Annotated in this window: 6 protein-coding genes and 1 pseudogene; 6 read left to right on the top strand and 1 reads right to left on the bottom strand. The window is 59.0% G+C overall.

The genetic code is table 11. The features are described from left to right. The 4 genes from Q4P21_RS03915 to Q4P21_RS03900 form a co-directional block, all read left to right on the top strand. Positions 1-266: hypothetical protein (locus Q4P21_RS03915; protein WP_303387531.1), on the top strand; the 266-nt coding region annotated here is incomplete at its 5' end. 58 nt (positions 267-324) lie between these two features. After that, the gene (gene pgsA, locus Q4P21_RS03910; RefSeq protein WP_303387530.1) at positions 325-936 is read left to right on the top strand and encodes a CDP-diacylglycerol--glycerol-3-phosphate 3-phosphatidyltransferase; all 612 of its coding nucleotides are present in this window, start codon (positions 325-327) and stop codon (positions 934-936) included. Between the two features lie 6 nt (positions 937-942). After that, the gene (locus Q4P21_RS03905) at positions 943-1,434 is read left to right on the top strand and encodes a CinA family protein (RefSeq protein WP_303387529.1); all 492 of its coding nucleotides are present in this window, start codon (positions 943-945) and stop codon (positions 1,432-1,434) included. Between the two features lie 143 nt (positions 1,435-1,577). After that, positions 1,578-2,018, top strand: coding sequence for a helix-turn-helix domain-containing protein (locus Q4P21_RS03900; RefSeq protein ID WP_207345045.1), 441 nt, complete (start codon positions 1,578-1,580; stop codon positions 2,016-2,018). Positions 2,019-2,135: 117 nt separating this feature from the next. On the opposite strand, the gene Q4P21_RS03895 is transcribed toward Q4P21_RS03900, so the two are convergent. After that, positions 2,136-2,627: a MarR family winged helix-turn-helix transcriptional regulator gene (locus Q4P21_RS03895; RefSeq protein ID WP_303387528.1), complete on the bottom strand. Its 492-nt coding sequence runs from the start codon at positions 2,625-2,627 to the stop codon at positions 2,136-2,138. Positions 2,628-2,697: 70 nt separating this feature from the next. Here Q4P21_RS03895 and Q4P21_RS03890 point away from each other — a divergent pair, with 70 nt between their 5' ends. Both Q4P21_RS03890 and Q4P21_RS03885 read left to right on the top strand, forming a co-directional pair. Next, on the top strand, positions 2,698-2,919 hold the full coding sequence (locus tag Q4P21_RS03890; RefSeq protein WP_207345043.1) for a DUF3046 domain-containing protein: 222 nt from the start codon (positions 2,698-2,700) through the stop codon (positions 2,917-2,919). 351 nt (positions 2,920-3,270) lie between these two features. Then, positions 3,271-3,755 (top strand): annotated as a pseudogene (locus tag Q4P21_RS03885) (DNA recombination/repair protein RecA); the annotation flags it as partial.

The raw sequence follows: 3,755 nt of genomic DNA, 5'->3' as shown, positions 1-3,755 counted from the left end.
CGGATGATTTGGCCGAAACCCTTGCCGCCATCCGCGGTGACGGTCCCGCGGCGGCAGGCTCCGGCGTCGTGCTTTCCGGTGGCGACGGGACCTCGCCGGCCACCGATCCTCAGACGGCGGCGCTGGCCGAGAACGCCAACGCCAACCACGGCTGGGGCGAGGACCTGGTGGGCCAGGATCTGGAGAACCGGGCCCAGGCTGTTGAATACCACGACGGTGATGATGAAGATGGCGGTGAGGACGCATGGTCGCTGACAGGACGATGACGGGGCACCGAACCGCGAACAATGCGGTTGTCGCAGCGAAAACCGATAGCCTTATACCGTGAACGAGAAGGTGGCGCCGCGCCCGTCCAACTGGAACCTGCCCAATGCCCTGACGCTTTTGCGCATAGTGATGGTGCCTTTCTTCATCTGGGCCTTCGTGGCGGACAAGGCGGAGTACGGGCCACTGCGCTGGGTCGCGGTGGTGCTGTTCGTCGTCGCCATTTACACCGACAAGCTTGACGGCGACATTGCCCGGGCGCGCGGGCTTGTCACCAGCTTTGGCAAGATCGCCGATCCCATCGCCGACAAGCTGCTGATCGGTTCGGCGCTGATCATGCTCTCCGCAGTGGGGGAGCTGTGGTGGTGGGTCACCATTGTGATGCTGGTGCGCGAGGTCGGCATCACTTTGCTGCGATTTGTCGTCATTCGCTACGGTGTCATGGCCGCCTCCAAGGGCGGCAAGCTGAAGACTGTCATGCAGACGGTGGCAATTTTCGTGTTCCTGCTCCCTGTCACACCGGCGATTCCGGCATTGTCCGTCGTGGCTTTGATCATCATGCTTGCTGCTTTGGCTGTGACGGTGGTGACTGGTGCGGACTATCTGATCAAGGCGTGGCAGCTGGTCCGCTCCGGCCGGGGAACGGCAGCTTCCACAGTGGGCAAGGAGTAAACGGTGGTGACCGAAACGACCCTGGCTGGGCTGGTGGCCTCTGCTGTTGCGGCAGGAATCACCGTGGCCACAGCAGAGTCACTGACTGGCGGCATGGTGGCTTCAACCCTTGTCCAGGTGCCCGGGGCATCCGGGATGCTGCAAGGCGGGATCGTGGCGTACCAGAACGAGGTCAAGGTGGGGCTGCTGGGGGTTTCCGCAGCACTGTTGGAGAGCAACGGGGCAGTTGACCCTCAAGTGGCTTGTGCCATGGCGCTGGGCGCATGCAGGGCAACCGGGGCCCGGGTAGGTATTGCGACGACGGGAGTTGCCGGTCCTGAACCGCACCAGGGCAAGGAAGTGGGTCACGTGTACATTGCCGTGGCACTGGACGGGGAGGCACAGTCCTATGAATATCACTTTGGCGGAGACCGCGAAATGATCCGGCTGCAGGCTGTGCAGGAAGCCATTTCCCTGCTTGAGCAGGTCATCAAGGGCGCCGGGGAACAAAAGTTGTAACAAGATAGTTAGTCATAGTGAACGCAAAGTGTTTCAATCCGCTCTAGGATGGTTACACCAAGCGGTCAAGGCGTCTTCCGGAAATAGCCGGAACGCAGAACCGATTGCAGTGTTGTGAACAAACAAGGAGTAAGGCGATACCGATGGTGAAACAACCCGTATCCGTAAACGGCGTCGTGCGCTGGCGGGATGTGGGTTTGGCAGACGAAAAACCACATCAGCGCAAAGAACGCAAAGTCGTGGTGCTACGCCACGAAATTGGTGATGTTCTGCGTGACGTGCGTCAACGTCAGGGCCGTACACTCCGCGAAGTATCACACAACGCACGAGTCTCACTGGGCTACCTCAGCGAAGTGGAACGTGGACAAAAGGAAGCATCCTCAGAGTTGCTCTCCTCCATCTGTTCCGCACTTGAGGTGCCACTGTCACTCATGCTGCGTGAAGTGAGCGACCGTCTGGCCATTGCCGAAGGCGTGGCTGTCCCGGACACTGTTCCCCAGGAGTTCGCTGCCCGTTACGGCAGGGACTTGAATGAGGAACTCTCCGACGAATTGAGCAAGGGCCTCATGTCCAACGCTTTCTAAGACTGGCCGTCCCGAACGCCGGGACTGCCCCAAAAACCAAAACTGGACTCCATCGTTGGATGGGGTCCAGTTTTTTGGTACTCATGAACAATTGTGCGCTAGCTGCCACGAACGGTTCTATGGGTGGGTGGTTATTTTTTTGGCGTAGCTCGCGTTGAGCTTGGCGATGAGCGTAGCAAAAGTTGTCAGTTCGTCCTCGTCCCAGTCCTTGAGCCGCTCATGGAACGCCAACTGACGTCCAGTGAGAACGGATCGCATTCTTTCGTGGCCGGTTTCCGTCAGTTCGATGATTTGGGCACGGCCGTCCCGCGGATCCGTGTCCTTGCGCACCAGGCCCAGTTCCACCAGGAATGTGATCTGCCTACTGACCGAGGGCTTGCCCACACCAATGCGCCTTGCCAACTCCGTCAAGCGCATGCCACCTTGATTCAGCAACACCGAGAGCAATCCGTAGGCGGCAGGTTCCAGATCAGGATGGACGCTGCGGGTGAGTTCGTGGTTGACCGCACGAGCCCGACGCCACAGCAGGCTGAGTTGTGCGTCAAGTACTTCCACGGCCGCGAGCTTTTCAGGACTTGCCGCCGACGGCTGGCCATCGGTTGGTGTCATGCCCCAATTCTATCCACCCACAGGATGAAAGAGCGTCGGCGCCAAGTCCTGCGCATGCGAGAATAGGGGAGTGCGAGTAAGCGAGTTTTGGAGATTGATGGATGACGAATTCAGCCAAGCCTATTCACGGGTTCTGGCCCGGGACCTGGTCCTTGGCGGCGTCGGCGGCAACACGGCAAGTGAAGCATTGAAAGCCGGGTATGACCCTAAGGAAATCTGGCTTGAGGTGTGCCGCGTCCAGGATGTCCCGTCGTCGCGCTGGCTGGGCCGGGACATACCGCTGAAAAACTAACGCGACAAACATGGTGCGATGCGCCGCACAACGACACGCCGTGGTGTAAAGTTCGAATATCTATTCGATCGAATCTATACTAGTTTCGAGGCTGCACCTTGGCGGGCAGAAATAGTTCTCCACAATTTTCCAGCTGAAGCCTGGTTGCCGCAGACAATGTCAGACCCTTGAACTAGCGTTTTAGTTAACGAGGAAAGCGTGTCGAGGCATTCGACGCAGCATGAAGCCGGGCAACCGGTGAAGATCACGAAAATTGCACAAGCAAAGCAAAAGACCACTGACCATGGATTGCGCACTACGCGCAGTCCCATGGGGGCCGGCAACGGCACAAAGGAAAGACCGAGGTGAATCATGGCCGCTCCCGCAGACCGTGAAAAGGCGCTGGCAGCAGCACTGGCCCAAATTGACAAGCAATTTGGCAAGGGTTCAGTTATGCGCCTGGGTGATGACGTACGAGCTCCAATCGAAGTGATTCCCACCGGCTCCATTGCCTTGGACATTGCGCTGGGCATAGGCGGCCTGCCGCGCGGCCGTGTCGTTGAAATCTACGGACCCGAGTCTTCCGGTAAGACAACCGTTGCCTTGCACGCAGTGGCCAGTGCGCAAAAAAATGGCGGCATCGCGGCATTTATTGATGCCGAGCACGCCCTTGATCCCGACTACGCCGCAAAACTGGGCGTTGACGTCGACGCACTGCTCGTTTCCCAGCCGGACACCGGTGAGCAGGCCCTTGAGATCATGGACATGCTCATTGGCTCGGGCTCACTTGACGTGATCGTCATTGACTCGGTGGCGGCCTTGGTGCCGCGCGCCGAAATCGAAGGCGACATGGGAGA

Source organism: Arthrobacter sp., from assembly GCF_030540645.1.
Classification (GTDB): Bacteria; Actinomycetota; Actinomycetes; order Actinomycetales; family Micrococcaceae; genus Specibacter.
This window is presented reverse-complemented; position numbering and strand designations above follow the sequence as displayed.

Excerpts from the sequence above, each read along its gene's own strand:
- Q4P21_RS03895 (WP_303387528.1), bottom strand. The coding sequence starts at position 2,627 with ATGACACCAACCGATGGCCAGCCGTCGGCGGCAAGTCCTGAAAAGCTC.
- Q4P21_RS03900 (WP_207345045.1), top strand. The coding sequence starts at position 1,578 with ATGGTGAAACAACCCGTATCCGTAAACGGCGTCGTGCGCTGGCGGGAT.